This is a genomic window from Shewanella sp. Koi 1 (assembly GCF_052907445.1).
In genome coordinates this window covers 270,941-290,131 of sequence record NZ_JBREJM010000001.1, presented here as the reverse complement: position 1 = coordinate 290,131, position 19,191 = coordinate 270,941, and the positions used below count along the sequence as shown (strand labels likewise).

Annotated in this window: 19 protein-coding genes; all 19 read right to left on the bottom strand. The window is 47.6% G+C overall.

Annotated features, from left to right (window positions below; genetic code table 11):
• Window positions 1–11 precede the first annotated feature (11 nt).
• Window positions 12–326: a 50S ribosomal protein L24 gene (rplX, locus tag ACUZ8J_RS01345; protein WP_011070623.1), complete on the bottom strand. Its 315-nt coding sequence runs from the start codon at window positions 324–326 to the stop codon at window positions 12–14.
• 11 nt (window positions 327–337) lie between these two features.
• Complete coding sequence (rplN, locus tag ACUZ8J_RS01340; protein ID WP_011715463.1) at window positions 338–706, bottom strand: 50S ribosomal protein L14; 369 nt, start codon at window positions 704–706, stop codon at window positions 338–340.
• Between the two features lie 178 nt (window positions 707–884).
• Window positions 885–1,133 (bottom strand): 30S ribosomal protein S17, encoded by a 249-nt coding sequence (rpsQ, locus tag ACUZ8J_RS01335; RefSeq protein WP_011070622.1) that lies wholly within the window; start codon window positions 1,131–1,133, stop codon window positions 885–887.
• Window positions 1,133–1,324 carry a 50S ribosomal protein L29 gene (gene rpmC, locus ACUZ8J_RS01330; RefSeq protein ID WP_007644429.1) on the bottom strand — a complete coding sequence of 64 codons (192 nt, stop codon included), beginning with the start codon at window positions 1,322–1,324 and terminating at the stop codon, window positions 1,133–1,135. Before rpmC ends, rpsQ begins: the two co-directional genes overlap by 1 nt.
• Window positions 1,324–1,734, bottom strand: a complete 411-nt coding sequence (gene rplP, locus ACUZ8J_RS01325) for a 50S ribosomal protein L16 (RefSeq protein ID WP_006083593.1) — start codon at window positions 1,732–1,734, stop codon at window positions 1,324–1,326. The genes rpmC and rplP overlap by 1 nt, the downstream gene beginning before the upstream one ends.
• Window positions 1,735–1,745: 11 nt before the next feature.
• On the bottom strand, window positions 1,746–2,438 hold the full coding sequence (gene rpsC / locus ACUZ8J_RS01320) for a 30S ribosomal protein S3 (protein WP_011070621.1): 693 nt from the start codon (window positions 2,436–2,438) through the stop codon (window positions 1,746–1,748).
• Between the two features lie 9 nt (window positions 2,439–2,447).
• Entirely contained in the window at window positions 2,448–2,780 is a 333-nt protein-coding gene (gene rplV, locus ACUZ8J_RS01315; RefSeq protein WP_006083595.1) for a 50S ribosomal protein L22, read from the bottom strand.
• Window positions 2,781–2,795: 15 nt separating this feature from the next.
• A complete protein-coding gene (rpsS, locus tag ACUZ8J_RS01310) occupies window positions 2,796–3,074 on the bottom strand; it encodes a 30S ribosomal protein S19 (protein WP_006083596.1) in 279 nt (92 codons plus the stop codon).
• 14 nt (window positions 3,075–3,088) lie between these two features.
• On the bottom strand, window positions 3,089–3,913 hold the full coding sequence (rplB, locus tag ACUZ8J_RS01305) for a 50S ribosomal protein L2 (protein WP_011621028.1): 825 nt from the start codon (window positions 3,911–3,913) through the stop codon (window positions 3,089–3,091).
• Window positions 3,914–3,929: 16 nt separating this feature from the next.
• On the bottom strand, window positions 3,930–4,232 hold the full coding sequence (gene rplW, locus ACUZ8J_RS01300; protein ID WP_039977607.1) for a 50S ribosomal protein L23: 303 nt from the start codon (window positions 4,230–4,232) through the stop codon (window positions 3,930–3,932).
• On the bottom strand, window positions 4,232–4,837 hold the full coding sequence (gene rplD / locus ACUZ8J_RS01295; RefSeq protein ID WP_011070618.1) for a 50S ribosomal protein L4: 606 nt from the start codon (window positions 4,835–4,837) through the stop codon (window positions 4,232–4,234). Before rplD ends, rplW begins: the two co-directional genes overlap by 1 nt.
• A 17-nt stretch (window positions 4,838–4,854) precedes the next feature.
• Entirely contained in the window at window positions 4,855–5,493 is a 639-nt protein-coding gene (gene rplC, locus ACUZ8J_RS01290; RefSeq protein ID WP_011070617.1) for a 50S ribosomal protein L3, read from the bottom strand.
• A 27-nt stretch (window positions 5,494–5,520) separates the two neighbouring features.
• Window positions 5,521–5,832 carry a 30S ribosomal protein S10 gene (rpsJ, locus tag ACUZ8J_RS01285; protein ID WP_011070616.1) on the bottom strand — a complete coding sequence of 104 codons (312 nt, stop codon included), beginning with the start codon at window positions 5,830–5,832 and terminating at the stop codon, window positions 5,521–5,523.
• Window positions 5,833–6,169: 337 nt separating this feature from the next.
• Entirely contained in the window at window positions 6,170–7,354 is a 1,185-nt protein-coding gene (tuf, locus tag ACUZ8J_RS01280; protein WP_011715454.1) for an elongation factor Tu, read from the bottom strand.
• 71 nt (window positions 7,355–7,425) lie between these two features.
• Entirely contained in the window at window positions 7,426–9,522 is a 2,097-nt protein-coding gene (gene fusA / locus ACUZ8J_RS01275) for an elongation factor G (protein WP_089066697.1), read from the bottom strand.
• A 78-nt stretch (window positions 9,523–9,600) separates the two neighbouring features.
• Window positions 9,601–10,071, bottom strand: coding sequence for a 30S ribosomal protein S7 (gene rpsG, locus ACUZ8J_RS01270; RefSeq protein ID WP_011715460.1), 471 nt, complete (start codon window positions 10,069–10,071; stop codon window positions 9,601–9,603).
• 82 nt (window positions 10,072–10,153) lie between these two features.
• Complete coding sequence (rpsL, locus tag ACUZ8J_RS01265) at window positions 10,154–10,528, bottom strand: 30S ribosomal protein S12 (RefSeq protein WP_011494631.1); 375 nt, start codon at window positions 10,526–10,528, stop codon at window positions 10,154–10,156.
• Between the two features lie 179 nt (window positions 10,529–10,707).
• Entirely contained in the window at window positions 10,708–14,925 is a 4,218-nt protein-coding gene (gene rpoC / locus ACUZ8J_RS01260; protein ID WP_109287940.1) for a DNA-directed RNA polymerase subunit beta', read from the bottom strand.
• A gap of 83 nt (window positions 14,926–15,008) precedes the next feature.
• Window positions 15,009–19,046 carry a DNA-directed RNA polymerase subunit beta gene (rpoB, locus tag ACUZ8J_RS01255; RefSeq protein ID WP_446692858.1) on the bottom strand — a complete coding sequence of 1,346 codons (4,038 nt, stop codon included), beginning with the start codon at window positions 19,044–19,046 and terminating at the stop codon, window positions 15,009–15,011.
• Window positions 19,047–19,191 lie beyond the last annotated feature (145 nt).

Below are 19,191 nucleotides of genomic sequence, written 5' to 3'. Positions count from 1 at the left end.
GTTTACTCCAGTTACTTAACGAGTTCACTGTTCGATTTAAAGAAACGAACTTTTTTGCCGTCTTCAAATCGGAAACCAACACGATCCGCCTTGCCAGTGACAGGGTTAAAGATCGCAACATTTGATGCTTGAATCGGTGCTTCTTTCTCAACAATACCACCGGCTACACCCAGTTGTGGGTTTGGCTTTTGGTGTTTCTTGACAAGATTGATGCCTTCAACAATTAACTTACCAGTAGGTAGTACTTGAGCAACTTTAGCGCGTTTGCCCTTGTCTTTACCTGCTAATACGATTACTTCGTCTTGACGACGGATTTTAGCTGCCATTTTGAAGCTCCTTACAGTACTTCTGGTGCCAGCGAGACAATCTTCATGAACTGCTCAGAGCGCAATTCACGTGTCACTGGTCCAAAGATACGAGTGCCAATCGGCTGCAGGTTGTTGTTCAGAAGAACTGCTGCATTCCGATCGAAGCGAATGACAGAACCGTCTGGACGACGTACGCCTTTCTTAGTACGGACTACCACCGCGTTATACACATCACCTTTCTTCGCTTTAGCGCGAGGAATTGCTTCTTTAACAGAAACCTTGATGATGTCGCCGATACCGGCATAACGACGATGAGAGCCACCCAAGACCTTAATACACTGAACTCTGCGTGCGCCGCTGTTACATGCGACGTCAAGAGTCGATTGCATTTGGATCATTTTAAGTGCTCCGCTATCGTTACTACACAATTCCCACAATTGGGACTATAAACACCATTTTTGCTTTGAATTTAGTCAAAAATGGCGCGCAAATATAACACCATAAATATGGAATGTATAGTATTAAAAAACAAACGGCCCCAAATACTGGAGCCGTTTACCTAAATACCTAATACAATTAGGCCTTTGATACTACTTCAACCAGAGTCCAAGATTTAGTCTTAGACAGAGGACGACATTCGCGGATCGCTACTACATCGCCTTCGTTGCACTGATTAGCTTCATCGTGTGCATGGATCTTAGTCGTACGCTTAATGTACTTCCCATAGATTGGGTGTTTCACTTGGCGTTCGATAGCTACAGTAATGGTTTTATCCATTTTGTTGCTTGTCACACGACCTTGCAAAGTACGGATTTTATCAGACATTATGCACCCGCCTTAGAAGTAATAATGGTCTTAACGCGCGCAATGTTACGGCGCACTAATTTCAGTTGATGAGTCTGAGTCAACTGACCAGTGGCGTGTTGCATACGCAGGTTGAACTGCTCACGCAGCAGACCAAGTAGTTCAGCGTTCAATTCTTCAACGCTCTTTTCTCTTAGTTCGCTCGCTTTCATTACATCACCGTCTTAGTTACGAAGGTAGTCTTAATTGGAAGCTTGGCAGCAGCTAAAGCAAACGCTTCACGAGCGATCACTTCAGAAACACCATTCATCTCATAAAGAACCTTACCAGGTTGAATCTGACATACCCAGTATTCAACGTTACCTTTACCTTTACCCATACGCACTTCGAGAGGCTTAGAGGTAATTGGCTTGTCCGGGAAAACTCGAATCCAAATTTGTCCCTGACGCTTAATGTGACGTGTCATGGCACGACGTGCAGATTCGATCTGACGAGCAGTTAAACGACCACGGCCGACTGCTTTCAGACCAAAAGTACCAAAGCTAACTTCGGTACCGTTCGCTAGACCGCGGTTGCGGCCTTTGAACATCTTGCGAAACTTCATACGTTTAGGTTGCAGCATTGCCGGCTCTCCTATTTACCACGAGGCTTGCGCTTAGGTTGCTGCTGTTTCGGCTCTTCAATCTGTGGCAGCATTCCGTCCAGAACTTCACCTTTGAAGATCCAAACTTTAATACCAATCACACCGTATTGAGTGTGACTTTCAGAGGTTGAATAGTCGATATCAGCACGCAGTGTATGCAAAGGTACACGACCTTCACGGTACCACTCAGAGCGCGCAATCTCAGCACCGCCTAAACGGCCACTAACTTCAACTTTGATACCTTGAGCACCAATACGCATTGCGTTTTGAACCGCACGCTTCATAGCGCGACGGAACATAACACGACGCTCTAATTGCTGTGCAATTGAGTCAGCAACTAACTTGGCATCTAGCTCAGGTTTACGGATCTCAGCGATGTTAATTTGAGCAGGAGTGCCAGCCAGTTTTGAAACTGCAGCACGCAATACTTCAACGTCTTCACCTTTCTTACCGATCACAACGCCTGGACGGGCAGTGTGAATAGTAACGCGGATGCTTTTCGCTGGGCGTTCAATAACAATCTTAGATACTGATGCAGCTTGCAGTTTGTCTGCAAGATACTTACGCACTTCCCAGTCGCTGTTCAGGTTATTTGCATAATCTGACTTATCTGCGTACCAGGTAGAGATCCAAGGCTTGGTGATACCCAGACGGATACCATTAGGATGTACTTTCTGTCCCATTGCTCTCTCCTAGCGATCTGATACAACCACAGTGATGTGGCTGGTACGCTTCATGATACGATCAGCGCGGCCTTTAGCACGTGGCATGATACGCTTCATAGTTGGACCCTCGTCAACGAAGACGGCGCCTACTTTTAGCTCATCAATGTCAGCGCCTTCGTTGTGTTCGGCGTTTGCGATAGCTGAGTCAAGTACTTTTTTAACCAGTACGGCGGCTTTCTTTGGGCTGAAAGTCAAAATTTCGAGGGCCTTAGCAACAGGCAAACCACGAATTTGATCGGCAACCAGACGAGCCTTCTGCGCAGACGTACGGGCAAAACGATGTTTAGCTAAAACTTCCATCTTATTCCTCCCGTATTAACGCTTCTTCGCTTTCTTATCAGCAGCATGGCCGCGATAAGTGCGAGTTGGTGAGAATTCACCAAGTTTGTGGCCGATCATTTCGTCAGTTACGAACACAGGAACGTGCTGACGACCATTATGGACAGCGATGGTCAAACCAATCATGTTTGGAATGATCATTGAGCGACGTGACCAAGTCTTAATAGGCTTTTTGTCACCGGCTTCCATCGCTTTCTCTACCTTCTTCAGCAAGTGCAGGTCAATGAAGGGACCTTTCTTGAGAGAACGTGGCATGGCGAATCCTCTTACTATTTATTACGACGACGTACGATGTACTTGTCAGTGCGCTTGTTACTACGAGTCTTATAACCCTTAGTTGGCACACCCCATGGAGTCACTGGGTGACGACCACCAGAAGTACGGCCTTCACCACCACCGTGTGGGTGGTCTACTGGGTTCATTGCAACACCGCGAACTGTTGGGCGAACGCCTCTCCAGCGCTTAGCACCTGCTTTACCTAACTGGCGTAGCATGTGTTCGGCATTACCAACTTCACCAAATGTTGCGCGGCAATCAACTGGCACTTTGCGCATTTCGCCAGAGCGAAGACGTAAAGTGGCATATGCGCCATCACGAGCAACAACTTGTACATAAGCACCCGCTGAACGCGCGATCTGAGCACCTTTACCAGGCTTCATTTCTACAGCGTGCACAACAGAACCTACTGGAATGTTGCGCAGTGGCATTGCGTTACCGGTTTTGATTTCGGCTTCAACACCAGACTGGATCTTGTCGCCAGCTTGCATGCCTTTGGCTGCAAGGATATAACGACGCTCACCATCCGCATACAGTACTAGAGCGATGTGCGCAGTACGGTTTGGATCGTATTCCAGACGCTCGATTTTTGCAGGGATACCGTCTTTATCGCGTTTGAAGTCGATTAAACGGTAATGCTGCTTGTGACCGCCACCAACGTGACGAACAGTGATACGGCCAGTGTTGTTACGGCCACCACTTTTAGATTTTTTCGCCAACAGGCCAGCAAAAGGTTTACCCTTGTGCAGGTCAGAGTTCACCACTTTAACAACGTGGCGACGACCTGGAGAGGTTGGCTTACACTTAATAACTGCCATGATAATTCTCCTTTGCTTACTCAGCGCCGCCGACGAAATCGATGTCAGCACCAGCAGCTAAAGTCACGTAGGCTTTTTTCCAATCGCTACGACGGCCAGCACGGCCACCAGTACGTTTAGTTTTGCCTTTGCTCACTAAAGTGCGAACTGATTCGACTTCAACTTCAAATAGCTTAGCAACAGCAGCTTTGATTTCAGCTTTAGTTGCATCGATAGCTACGCGGAAAACAACAGTGTTGTGCTTCTCAGCATTCACAGTGCTCTTTTCAGAGATGTGAGGTGCAAGAATTACTTTTAGCAAACGTTCTTCGCGGATCATCATGCTAGCATCTCCTCGATTTGCTTAACTGCATCAGCAGTCACGAGCACTGTGTTGAACGCGATCAGACTTACTGGGTCTAGACCTGCAACGTCACGAACGTCAACCTTGTACAGGTTGCGAGCTGCTAAGAATAAATTCTCGTCAACTTCTGAAGTCACAATTAACACGTCTTCTAAGTTCATTGCTTTCAGTTTAGCTTTCAGCTCTTTAGTTTTAGGAGCTTCAACGCTGAATGATTCAACAACAACCAGACGGTCTTGACGCACCAGCTCAGACAGAATGCTTTTCAGCGCGCCGCGGTACATCTTCTTGTTAACTTTTTGGCTGTGATCTTGAGTTTTAGCAGCGAAAGTTACGCCACCGCCACGCCAGATTGGGCCCTTAACACCACCCGCACGAGCGCGGCCAGTGCCTTTTTGGCGCCATGGCTTTTTGCCAGAGCCAGTTACTTCCGCACGAGTCTTTTGAGCACGAGTGCCCTGACGTGCGTTTGCAGCGTATGCTACAACTACCTGATGAACCAGTGCCTCGTTAAAGTCACGGCCGAAGGTAGTTTCGGAAACTTCAAGAGCGCTTTGCGCGTCTTTCAATACCAATTCCATTACTATCTCCTCAGACCTTAAGCTTTAACTGCAGGCTTGATGATCAGGTCGCCGTTAGTTGCGCCCGGAACAGCACCTTTAACCAGTAGCAGGTTACGTTCAACATCTACACGTACAACGTCTAGATTTTGAGTAGTAACACGCTCGGCACCCATGTGGCCTGACATTTTCTTGCCTTTAAATACGCGACCAGGCGTTTGGTTCTGACCGATAGAACCGTTCGAACGGTGCGACAAAGAGTTACCGTGAGTCATATCTTGAGTACGGAAGTTCCAACGCTTAACGCCGCCTTGGAAGCCTTTACCTTTAGATTGACCAGTAACGTCAACTTTCGCTACATCAGCGAAGATACCTACATTTAGCTCAGCACCAACTTCAATGCCTTCGCCTTCACCGTCTGCCAGACGCAATTCCCACAGTCCACGACCGGCTTCAACACCGCTCTTGGCAAAGTGACCTGCTTCTGGTTTAGTGATGCGATTGGCTTTTTTGGTACCAGTAGTAACTTGAAGCGCGCGGTAACCGTCAGTTTCTAAAGTTTTCACTTGAGTAACACGGTTGCCAGCAACTTCAATTACTGTAACAGGTATAGAAACACCATCTTCAGTGAAGATGCGAGTCATACCAACTTTACGACCAATAAGACCGATAGCCATCTCTCAAACCTCTTCTAAGGATCTCAATTAACCCAAGCTAATCTGTACGTCGACACCAGCCGCAAGATCTAAACGCATTAGAGCGTCTACAGTCTTTTCAGTTGGCTCTACGATGTCAACCAGGCGCTTGTGAGTACGTAATTCGTACTGGTCACGAGCATCTTTATTAACGTGCGGAGAGATCAAAACGGTATAACGCTCTTTGCGCGTAGGTAGTGGAATTGGACCACGTACTTGGGCGCCTGTACGCTTAGCAGTTTCAACGATTTCCGCTGTAGACTGATCAATTAAGCGATGATCAAATCCTTTTAAGCGGATACGGATTCTTTGGTTCTGCATTGACCAGAGCTCCTAAAATGGACACATAAAAAATCACCCTCTAGCTTCTTCCTAACTGGAAAAGCAGAGCGAGATGATTTAACCGTTCGACTCCCAATCGGAGCCGCTATGATAATGACGAATTCATTGACTCATCATTTAATTCGCTAACCTAGGTTAACGAGGGGGCCATTATACTTATCTAAAATTAGATTTCAAGCCCGCTGTGTAAATAGTCATCAAAAAGACTATTCAACTTCAGAGTGGCGGGTATTTTACACAAATTTCAGAATAACGCCAGCCCAAAATAAAAAAGGAAGCCGAAGCTTCCTTTTTCAGTACTATAACTAATTCGCGATTAAGCGAAAATCTTAGCTACAACACCAGCACCTACTGTACGGCCACCTTCACGGATTGCGAAGCGTAAACCTTCGTCCATCGCGATTGGGCAGATCAGAGTCACTTTCATCTTGATGTTGTCGCCTGGCATTACCATCTCTACGCCTTCTGGCAGTTCGATGGTACCAGTCACGTCAGTTGTACGGAAGTAGAACTGTGGACGGTAGCCTTTGAAGAATGGAGTGTGACGACCACCTTCTTCTTTTGACAGAACGTATACTTCTGATTCAAAAGTAGTGTGTGGGTTGATTGAACCTGGCTTAGATAATACTTGACCACGTTCTACGTCATCACGCTTAGTACCACGTAACAGGATACCACAGTTCTCACCTGCACGACCTTCGTCAAGCAGCTTACGGAACATTTCAACACCAGTACAGGTTGTCTTAGTAGTTGCACGGATACCAACGATTTCTACTTCGTCACCAACACGTACGATACCACGCTCAACACGACCAGTTACTACTGTACCACGGCCAGAGATTGAGAATACGTCTTCGATTGGCATCAGGAATGGCTTATCGATATCACGCTCTGGTTCTGGAATGTAAGAATCCAGTGCCGCTGCTAATTCGATGATCTTAGCTTCCCACTCTGGCTCGCCTTCTAGCGCTTTCAGAGCTGAACCTTGGATAACTGGTAAGTCATCACCTGGGAAGTCGTATTCTGATAACAGTTCACGTACTTCCATTTCTACTAATTCTAACAGTTCAGCATCGTCAACCATGTCACACTTGTTCATGAATACGATGATGAATGGTACGCCTACTTGGCGAGACAGCAGGATGTGCTCACGAGTTTGTGGCATTGGACCGTCAGTAGAAGCTACTACCAGGATCGCGCCGTCCATCTGTGCAGCACCAGTGATCATGTTTTTAACATAGTCAGCGTGGCCTGGGCAGTCTACGTGTGCGTAGTGGCGAGTTGGAGTATCGTATTCGATGTGAGAGGTATTGATGGTAATACCGCGCTCACGCTCTTCTGGAGCGTTATCGATTTGAGAGAAGTCTTTAGCTTCGCCACCGTAGGTCTTAGCCAGTACGTGAGAGATAGCTGCAGTCAGAGTGGTTTTACCATGGTCAACGTGACCGATGGTGCCCACGTTTACGTGAGGCTTATTACGTTCAAATTTAGCTTTTGCCACGATATATTCCTTTCTTTTCAGAATAATCCTGTATCAACAGGACCATATTACATTTATGTCGTAACTTAAAATTAGCTACGAGATTCAATAATCGCTTTCGCAATGTTTTGCGGTGCATCAGTGTACTTCAAGAACTCCATGGAGTAGGAAGCACGACCCTGAGTCGCAGAACGCAAATCAGTTGCATAACCAAACATTTCAGAAAGAGGCACTACAGCATGGACTATTTTGATGCCACCAAAGCCATCATCCATACCTTCAATCAAACCACGACGACGGTTTAAGTCACCAACCACATCGCCCATGTAGTTCTCAGGAGTAGTTACTTCTACTTTCATGCAAGGCTCGAGCAACACAGGATTCGCTTCGAGCGCACCCTTTTTGAAGCCCATAGAACCCGCAATTTTGAACGCCATTTCATTCGAGTCCACATCGTGATATGAACCGTCGAACAGAGTGACCTTCACGTCCAACACAGGGAAGCCGGCGAGAACACCGTTCTTCATCTGCTCTTGGATACCTTTATCAACCGCTGGAATGAATTCACGTGGAACTACACCCCCAACGATCGCGTTGATAAATTCGTAACCAGCGCCTTCTTCATTAGGCTCTAGTTTTAACCAAACATGACCGAATTGTCCACGGCCACCTGATTGGCGTACAAATTTACCTTCAGCCTCGACTGATGCGCGAATGGTTTCGCGGTAGGCCACTTGTGGCTTACCAACGTTACACTCAACACCAAATTCGCGACGCATACGGTCAACGATAATGTCTAAGTGTAACTCACCCATTCCAGAAATCAGTGTTTGTGATGATTCTTCGTCAGTCTCAACCCGGAAGGATGGATCTTCCGCTGCGAGTTTTTGCAGCGCGATACCCATTTTATCTTGGTCTGCTTTAGACTTAGGCTCAACGGCAATGGTAATTACTGGCTCAGGGAACTCCATGCGTTCCAAGATCACCTTATGATCAGGATCACAAAGTGTATCACCCGTGGTGACTTCTTTCAGACCGATAGCCGCAGCGATATCACCTGCACGAACTTCTTTCAGTTCTGTACGATCGTTAGCGTGCATTTGCACGATACGGCCGATACGTTCACGCTTCTGTTTAACAGAGTTATAAACGCCAGAACCTGATTCGAGTACGCCAGAGTACACGCGGATAAAGGTCAAAGTGCCCACGAACGGGTCTGTAGCAATCTTAAATGCCAACGCCGCAAAAGGGGCATTGTCATCTGATGGGCGCTCAACTTCTTGCTCATTGTCATCAATGCCCTTAATTGGAGGCACATCGACGGGGGCAGGCAAGAATTCAACAACCGCATCAAGAACCGCTTGAACGCCTTTGTTCTTAAATGCAGAACCACAGGTCGCCAAAACGATTTCATTATTAATAGTACGCTGACGCAGTGCCTTTTTGATCTCGTCTTCTGACAGTGTGCCTTCTTCAAGGTACTTGTCCATCAGTTCATCCGAGGCCTCGGCTGCTGCCTCAACCAGATACTCATGCATTTCAGCCGCTTTCGCCGCTAACTCTGCAGGGATCTCTTCATAAGTGAAAGTCATACCCTGGTCCGCTTCGTTCCAGTTAATGGCTTTCATCTTGATTAAGTCGATCACGCCAGTGAAGTTTTCTTCTGCGCCGATATTCAGTTGAATAGGCACACAAGTCGCTCCAAGGCGAGTTCTGATTTGCTTCACTACACGTTCAAAGTCCGCACCTGCGCGGTCCATCTTGTTAACAAACACTAAGCGTGGAACGCGGTATTTGTCAGCTTGACGCCAAACGGTTTCTGATTGAGGTTCAACACCTGAAGAACCACAGAAAACCACTACAGCGCCGTCGAGAACGCGCAAAGAACGTTCAACTTCAATAGTGAAGTCAACGTGACCAGGGGTATCGATGATATTGATGCGGTGTTCAGTGAATTGAGCATCCATACCACGCCAGAATGTGGTTACAGCGGCCGAGGTGATAGTAATACCACGCTCTTGCTCTTGTACCATCCAGTCAGTGGTCGCGGCGCCGTCATGCACCTCACCGATTTTATGAGACAAACCGGTATAGAACAGAACACGTTCTGTTGTGGTGGTTTTACCTGCATCCACATGAGCACAAATACCGATATTACGATAACGCTCAATTGGGGTTGTACGAGCCACTATTATACCCTCTCCACCAAGACAATTGTCTTGGCAATATCAACAACAATGGTGTGGGCCTAAGCCCACACCATCAGATTACCAACGGTAATGAGCAAAGGCCTTGTTAGCTTCAGCCATGCGGTGCACGTCTTCACGCTTCTTAACAGCAGTACCTTTGTTTTCAGACGCATCTAGCATTTCACCTGCTAGACGTAAAGCCATAGATTTTTCACCACGCTTACGAGCAGCTTCAACTAACCAGCGCATCGCCAGTGCGTTACGACGCACAGGACGAACTTCACATGGTACCTGGTAAGTAGAACCACCAACACGACGAGATTTAACCTCGACTGATGGGCGTACGTTGTCCAGGGCTGCTTCAAGAACGTCTAAATGGTTAGCGCCTTTCTTTTCAGCGATAACATCTAGCGCCTTGTAAATGATTTTTTCTGCAGTCGACTTTTTGCCGTCTTGCATAATGACGTTGATGAACTTAGCCAGCAACTCACTGTGAAACTTTGGATCTGGTAGGATTTTACGTTGTCCTACAACGCGACGTCTTGGCATAACAATTCTCCGTATGCTTCAGGGATTTCCAAAACTGGAATTCTCAAAATAAAACTAGCTTGGCCTTACTTAACGGATTGCGTTAAGACTTAGGACGCTTAGCACCGTACTTAGAACGACCTTGGCGACGAGTGTTCACGCCAGCACAGTCTAGGGCGCCACGAACAGTGTGATAGCGCACACCTGGTAAGTCTTTAACACGACCACCACGGATTAAGATCACGCTGTGTTCCTGCAGGTTGTGGCCTTCACCGCCGATGTACGAAGTTACTTCGAAACCGTTAGTTAAGCGCACACGAGCTACTTTACGTAGTGCAGAGTTAGGTTTTTTAGGGGTAGTAGTGTACACACGTGTACATACACCACGTTTTTGTGGGCACGCGTTCAACGCAGGCACGTTAGTCTTTTCGACTTTAGGTGCGCGTGGCTTACGTACCAACTGGTTTACAGTTGCCATGTATAGCTCCGAAACAGTTGAATCAAACTCAACGATAAGGTGTGAAAAATCTATATCCCACAATGGTGGGACGCGGAATTTTAGAAAGGTAATGCCTGACTGTCAAGAAATAGCCAACTTTTGCGGCATTTTACAATAAAAAAGGCGCCATAGGCGCCTTTTTGTTACAAACTGATTACTTAATCTTGGCTACCAGCCAGGTTTAAGAGGTCTGCAAGGTTTTGTTCCGCTTCACTTGCAGTGATCTTATTCACTACAACTGGCTCGTCTTTCTTAGCACGGGCATCGTTACGGGTCTTGTGATAAGCATAACCAGTACCGGCTGGGATCAGACGGCCAACGATTACGTTTTCTTTCAGACCACGTAAGTTATCAGACTTACCACCTACGGCAGCTTCTGTCAGTACGCGAGTTGTTTCTTGGAACGATGCTGCAGAGATAAACGATTCTGTAGCCAGAGACGCTTTGGTAATACCCAGCAGTTCACGTTCGAAGGTCGCAGGCACTTTGCCTTGTTCGATCAGGTCGCGGTTAGCGATCTTCACGCGAGACACTTCTACTTGTTCGCCTTCTAAGAACTCACTGTCACCCGCAGAGGTGATCACGCACTTACGCAGCATTTGACGGATGATCACTTCGATATGTTTATCGTTGATCTTCACGCCTTGTAGACGGTATACGTCTTGTACTTCATTCACAATGTAGTTTGCTACGTTGTGGATACCGCGTAGACGCAGAATGTCGTGCGCCGCTTCTGGACCGTCAGCAATAACTTCACCACGTTCGACTTTTTCACCTTCGAACACGTTTAAGTTACGCCATTTCGGGATCATCTCTTCGTACTGTTCACCGCCATCCGCTGGTGTGATCACCAGACGACGCTTGCCTTTGGTCTCTTTACCAAACGAGATGGTACCAGAGATTTCCGCCAGAATTGCTGGCTCTTTTGGCTTACGAGCTTCGAACAGGTCAGCAACGCGTGGTAGACCACCCGTGATGTCGCGTGTTTTAGACGATTCTTGTGGAATACGTGCTAACGCGTCACCCACGGCGATTTGCGCGTTGTCGTCAAGGTTAACGATCGCACTGCCTGGTAAGAAGTATTGTGCTGGCACTTCAGTACCTGGGATCATCAGGTCGCTACCGTCGGCACCAACCAGACGGATCATTGGGCGCATTTCTTTACCCGCTGAACCACGTTGACCCACGTCGAGGATCACGATTGAAGACAGACCAGTCAGTTCGTCTGTTTGACGAGTCATGGTCACGCCGTCGATCATATCAACGAACTTAATACTACCCGCCACTTCAGTGATGATTGGGTGAGTATGTGGATCCCAGTTAGCGATGATATCGCCCGCTTCAACCGATGCTTCTTCTAACTTCTCGAGCACAGTACCGTAAGGCACTTTATAACGCTCTTTCTCACGACCTAATTCGTCGATGATCGCCAGTTCAGAAGAACGAGAAACGATAACCAGCTTGCCGTCAGTGTTAGTCACGTACTTAGCGTTGTGCAGTTTTAACGAACCAGAGTTCTTCACTTGGACGTTGTTTTCTGCAGACGCTCTCGATGCCGCACCACCGATGTGGAACGTACGCATCGTTAACTGTGTACCTGGTTCACCGATTGATTGTGCCGCGACAACACCGATGGCTTCGCCGTGGTTAATCAGGTGACCACGGGCTAAGTCACGGCCATAACATGCCGCACACACACCGAAGTCGGTATCACAAGTAATTACAGAACGTACAATCACTTCGTCGATTGAGTGTTCTTCTAACTTGTCACACCATGCTTCGTCGAGCAGAGTGTTACGTGGCGCAAGCACATCTTCAGTACCTGGGTACAGAACATCAACAGCAACCACACGACCCAGTACGCGTTCACGCAATGGCTCAACAACGTCACCACCTTCGATCAGCGGCTTCATTGTCAGACCTTCGTGAGTACCACAATCGTCTTCGATGACAACTAAGTCTTGAGCAACGTCAACCAGACGACGAGTCAGGTAACCCGAGTTCGCTGTCTTCAATGCGGTATCGGCTAGACCTTTACGCGCACCGTGGGTTGAGATGAAGTACTGAAGAACGTTCAGACCTTCACGGAAGTTCGCCACGATTGGGGTTTCGATGATCGAACCGTCTGGTTTCGCCATCAGACCACGCATACCCGCTAACTGACGGATCTGTGCGGCACTACCACGAGCGCCCGAGTCGGCCATCATGTAAATGCTGTTGAACGAAGCTTGTTTCTCTTCAACGCCATCACGGTTAATTACTGTCTCAGTTGACAGGTTTTCCATCATCGCTTTAGAAACTTTTTCGTTCGCACTTGCCCAGATGTCGATTACTTTGTTGTAACGCTCACCCGCGGTCACTAGACCTGATTGGAACTGCTCTTGAATTTCGAGCACTTCTGCTTCAGCGTCAGCAACTAAGGTGTACTTCTCAGCTGGGATCACCATGTCGTCGATACCGACAGATGCACCAGAGATAGTGGCGTAACGGAAACCTGTGTACATCAGTTGGTCAGCGAAGATAACTGTATCTTTCAGACCTAATTGACGGTAACAAGTGTTCAATAGTTTAGAAATCTGCTTTTTGCCCATGTTCTGGTTAACCAGATCAAATGACAAACCTGCTGGCAGAATTTGTGACAGCAGAGCACGACCAACAGTAGTATCTACGATACGACGTTGTTCAGTACGTTCACCATTGTCACCGATAACGGTTTCAGTGATACGCACTTTCACGCGGGCATGCAGTTCAGCAGCGCCAGTTGCGTAAGCTTTTTCAACTTCAGCAACAGACATAAAGTACATACCTTCACCACGGCCGTTGATACGCTCACGGCTGGTGTAGTACAGACCTAATACCACGTCTTGAGACGGCGTGATTACAGGTTCGCCGTTCGCAGGTGACAGGATGTTGTTGGTAGACATCATCAGGGCACGAGCTTCAAGCTGCGCTTCCAGTGTTAACGGTACGTGTACCGCCATTTGGTCACCGTCGAAGTCGGCGTTGTATGCCGCACAAACGAGTGGGTGTAACTGGATTGCTTTACCTTCAATCAGTACAGGTTCGAACGCTTGGATACCCAGTCTGTGCAGTGTTGGTGCACGGTTAAGCATCACTGGATGTTCGCGGATCACTTCATCCAGAACATCCCAAACTTCCGCCACTTCACGCTCTACCATCTTCTTAGCAGCTTTGATGGTTGTCGCTAAGCCACGACCTTCCAGCTTGCCATAGATGAATGGCTTGAACAGTTCCAGTGCCATCTTCTTCGGAAGACCACATTGGTGCAGACGTAAAGTAGGACCTACGGTAATTACCGAACGACCAGAGTAGTCAACACGCTTACCTAACAAGTTCTGACGGAAACGACCTTGTTTACCTTTGATCATATCGGCCAAAGATTTCAGAGGACGTTTGTTAGAACCGGTAATAGCACGACCACGACGACCGTTATCTAATAGCGCATCAACAGACTCTTGTAACATACGCTTTTCGTTGCGTACGATGATGTCCGGCGCAGCTAAATCTAACAGACGCTTCAAACGGTTGTTACGGTTGATCACGCGGCGGTACAGATCGTTCAGATCTGAAGTCGCGAAGCGGCCGCCATCAAGCGGTACCAGCGGACGTAAGTCAGGTGGTAACACAGGCAGTACTTTTAAGATCATCCACTCTGGCTTGTTGCCAGACGTGTGGAACGCTTCCATCAACTTAAGACGCTTGGTCACTTTCTTGCGACGAGTCTCAGAGTTGATTGATGGCAGCTCTTCACGCATTTGTTCGATTTCTTTTTCGAGATCGATTGCGCGCAGCAGTTCTAATACCGCTTCAGCACCCATCTTAGCTTCGAATTCGTCACCGTATTCTTCTAATGCGTCCAGATAGTTTTCTTCTGTCAGCATTTGGCCACGTTCAAGGCTGGTCATGCCAGGCTCGATCACGACGAAAGATTCAAAATACAGTACGCGCTCGATATCACGCAGCGTCATGTCCAGCATTAAACCGATACGGGACGGCAGTGATTTCAAGAACCAAATGTGGGCAACTGGGCTAGCCAGTTCAATGTGACCCATACGCTCACGACGTACTTTAGTCTGGGTAACTTCTACGCCACACTTTTCACAGATCACACCACGGTGCTTCAAACGCTTGTACTTACCGCACAAACATTCGTAATCTTTGACCGGGCCAAAGATACGCGCACAGAACAGACCTTCACGCTCAGGCTTGAAGGTACGGTAGTTAATGGTTTCTGGCTTCTTAACTTCACCAAAAGACCAAGAACGGATCAGATCAGGCGATGCCAGACCAATTTTGATGCCGTTAAATTCTTCAGTCTTGCTTTGCTGTTTCAGAAACTTTAATAAGTCTTTCACGTTTCTCTCCTGAAGGAGTTAAACCGGGTGCTCCGCTCTCACGGAGCACCATTCTGTTGCCAAACGCGGCTAAATACCTGCGCTTATTCCTGATCCAACTCGATGTTGATACCGAGTGAACGGATCTCCTTCAGTAATACGTTGAAGGACTCTGGCATGCCAGGCTGCATCTGATGGTTACCGTCGACGATGTTCTTATACATCTGAGTACGACCGTTAACGTCATCCGATTTCACGGTGAGCATTTCTTGAAGCGTATAAGCGGCACCGTATGCTTCTAGTGCCCACACTTCCATCTCCCCGAAACGCTGACCACCGAACTGAGCTTTACCGCCCAGTGGTTGTTGAGTCACTAAGCTGTACGAACCGGTAGAACGGGCGTGCATCTTATCGTCAACTAAGTGGTTCAGTTTGAGCATGTACATGTAACCTACAGTTACTGGACGCTCAAATTCGTTACCGGTACGACCATCAAATAATTTCAGCTGACCAGAGGTTGGCAAGCCTGCAAGCTCAAGCATCTGCTTGATCTCTTTCTCTTTAGTACCGTCGAAGGCTGGCGTAGCAACTGGGATACCGCCTTTCAGGTTGTTCGCTAAGCGCAGTAACTCATCGTCAGTGAATGAATCGATGTCAACGCGCTGCTGCACTTCGTCACCTAATTCGTACACTTGCTTGATGTAGCTACGAACTTCTGCAAGTCCCTTCTCGCGCTGATCTTCCAGCATGGCAGCAATCTTGTTACCAATACCTTTAGCAGCAGCACCTAAGTGAACTTCAAGAACCTGACCGATGTTCATACGTGATGGAACGCCTAGCGGGTTCAATACGATGTCCACAGGGTTGCCTTGCTCGTCGTACGGCATGTCTTCAATTGGGTTAATCTTAGAGATAACACCCTTGTTACCGTGACGACCCGCCATCTTGTCACCTGGTTGGATAGTACGTTTAACCGCTAAGTAAACCTTAACGATCTTCAGTACGCCTGGTGCCAAGTCATCACCTTGGGTGATCTTGCGACGTTTGATTTCAAACTTCTTATCGAAGTCTGCTTTCAGCTCTTCATGCTGTTCAGCTAATTGCTCAAGTTCAGTTTGTTTGGTTTCATCGTCAATGACTTGAACCAATACATCTTTACGTGGCAATGCTGCGATTTGTGCTTCAGTGAAACCGGCACTTAATAATAAGTTGCGCGCACGGCTCAATACGCCTTCTTCAAGGATCTTGAACTCTTCGCCTAAGTCTTTACGAGCTTGGGCAATGTGCATTTCTTCGATTTCAATGGCGCGTTTGTCTTTCTCAACGCCGTCACGGGTAAATACCTGAACGTCGATGATGGTACCTTTAACAGAGTTAGGTACACGCAGTGAGCTGTCTTTCACATCAGACGCTTTCTCACCGAAGATGGCGCGCAGTAACTTCTCTTCTGGAGTCAGTTGTGTCTCGCCTTTTGGCGTGACTTTACCTACCAGAATGTCACCACCCTTCACTTCTGCACCGATGTAAACGATACCTGACTCGTCGAGTTTCGACAGAGCAGATTCACCTACGTTTGGAATGTCAGCAGTGATTTCTTCGCTACCCAGCTTAGTATCACGAGCGATACAAGACAGCTCTTGAATGTGGATAGTGGTGAAACGGTCTTCCTGTGCAACACGCTCAGAAATTAAGATCGAGTCTTCGAAGTTGTAACCGTTCCAAGGCATGAACGCGATACGCATGTTCTGGCCAAGGGCTAAGTCACCTAAGTCAGTAGACGGACCGTCTGCTAACACGTCACCACGAACCACTGGCTCACCAACTGAACAACATGGACGTTGGTTGATACAAGTGTTTTGGTTAGAACGGGTGTACTTAGTCAGGTTGTAAATGTCGATACCTGCTTCGCCTGGGCGCAGCTCGTCTTCATTTACTTTAACAACGATACGGCTCGCATCAACGTAATCGATCACACCGCCACGTTTGGCAGCAACAACTACGCCTGAGTCCACAGCCAACGTACGCTCAATACCAGTACCAACCAGAGGCTTCTCTGATTTCAGTGTTGGTACCGCTTGACGTTGCATGTTCGCACCCATCAATGCACGGTTCGCGTCGTCGTGTTCTAAGAACGGGATCAGAGACGCAGCAACAGAGATGATCTGTTGTGGCGATACGTCCATGTATTGAATGTCAGACGCGCGCATAAAGGTAGATTCACCTTTGTGACGACACGCGATCTGTTCTTCAACCATGCGACCTTGTGAGTCAACTTCAATGTTCGCCTGTGCAATCACATAACGACCTTCTTCAATCGCTGACAAGTATTCCACATCGTCAGTGATCACACCGTCTACCACTTTGCGGTATGGGGTTTCTAAGAAGCCGTAAGAGTTAGTACGGGCAAAGCTCGCTAATGAGTTGATCAGACCAATGTTTGGACCTTCAGGGGTCTCAATTGGACATAAACGACCATAGTGCGTTGGGTGTACGTCGCGGACTTCGAAGCCAGCACGTTCACGGGTCAAACCACCTGGGCCTAGAGCAGAAATACGACGCTTATGCGTTACTTCTGACAGCGGGTTGTTTTGGTCCATGAATTGTGACAGCTGAGAAGAACCGAAGAACTCTTTCACTGCAGCAGAGATTGGCTTAGCGTTGATTAAGTCTTGTGGCATCAGCTCGTTCAGATCGCCTAATGACAGACGTTCACGCACGGCGCGCTCAACACGGACCAGACCAACACGGAATTGGTTTTCAGCCATTTCACCCACAGAACGAATACGACGGTTACCTAAGTGGTCGATATCGTCCACTTCGTCGAAGCCGTTACGGATGTGAATGATGTTCTTCATTACTGCAACGATGTCTTCTTTAGACAGTACGCCGCTACCTTCGTCATCAGGAATGCTGAGACGACGGTTGAACTTCATACGACCTACTTTAGACAGGTCATAACGTTCTTCGCTGAAGAATAAGTTTTGGAACAGGGCTTCTGCTGCATCTTTGGTTGGTGGCTCACCAGGACGCATCATACGGTAGATCTCAACTAACGCTTCTAAGCGGTTAGTGGTTGGGTCGATACGCAGAGTGTCAGAGATGTAAGCACCGTGGTCTAGCTCGTTGATGTACAACGTGCTCAGCTCTTTGATGCCTGCCAGTGATAACTTCGCTAAGTCTTCTAAGCTGATTTCACTGTTAGCAGAAACTAATACTTCACCCGTGTCCGGATCGATGTAATCTTGAGCAGCATATTTGCCCACGATGTACTCAACTGGTACTTCGAGTTCAGTGGTGTTGGTTTTTTCGAGTTGGCGAATATGACGTGCAGTCACGCGACGGCCCGCTTCAACCAATACGGTACCTTCAGCATCCTTGATGTCGTAGCTGGCGGTTTCGCCACGCAGACGCTCAGGAACTAAGGTCATAACAAGAGTATCTTTCTTGATCTTGAATTCAACACGTTCGAAGAACAGGTCGAGGATCTCTTGAGTAGAGTACTCTAATGCGCGCAGAATGATGGTCGCAGGTAATTTACGGCGACGGTCAATACGTACGAACAGCGCATCTTTAGGATCGAATTCAAAGTCTAACCATGAACCACGGTAAGGAATGATACGTGCGTTATACAGCACCTTACCTGATGAGTGGGTTTTACCACGGTCGTGATCGAAGAATACGCCTGGAGAACGGTGTAATTGAGATACGATTACACGCTCAGTACCGTTGATCACAAAGGTACCGTTATCAGTCATCAATGGGATATCGCCCATGTAGACTTCTTGTTCTTTAATATCTTTTACAGTGCCGGCCGCTGCTTCACGATCATACAACACCATGCGTAACTTAACGCGCAGTGGAGCTGAATATGTAACACCACGGATCTGACACTCTTTCACATCAAAAACAGGCTCGCCAAGCTTATAGCTGACGTATTGCAGTTCTGAATTACCAGAAAAGCTCTTGATGGGAAAAACGCTACGGAAGGCGGCTTCTAAACCGCGCTCACCGGTAGGATCTTGATCGGTGAACTTCTTAAAAGAGTCTAACTGAATAGACAAAAGGTAAGGAATATCCAACACCTGTGGACGCTTACCAAAGTCTTTGCGAATACGCTTCTTTTCAGAATAGGAGTAAACCATGGGTTTCCTCTGCTTGCGAGATGTGACCAAGACTGAACTTATAACAATAGTCATTAAATTCAGCACGTTTGCCCATCACCGTTGATGGCAAAAACCTAACCAGTAATCTCTGCTAGGGACTGCAAAATTTGGCGATAAACGGTGA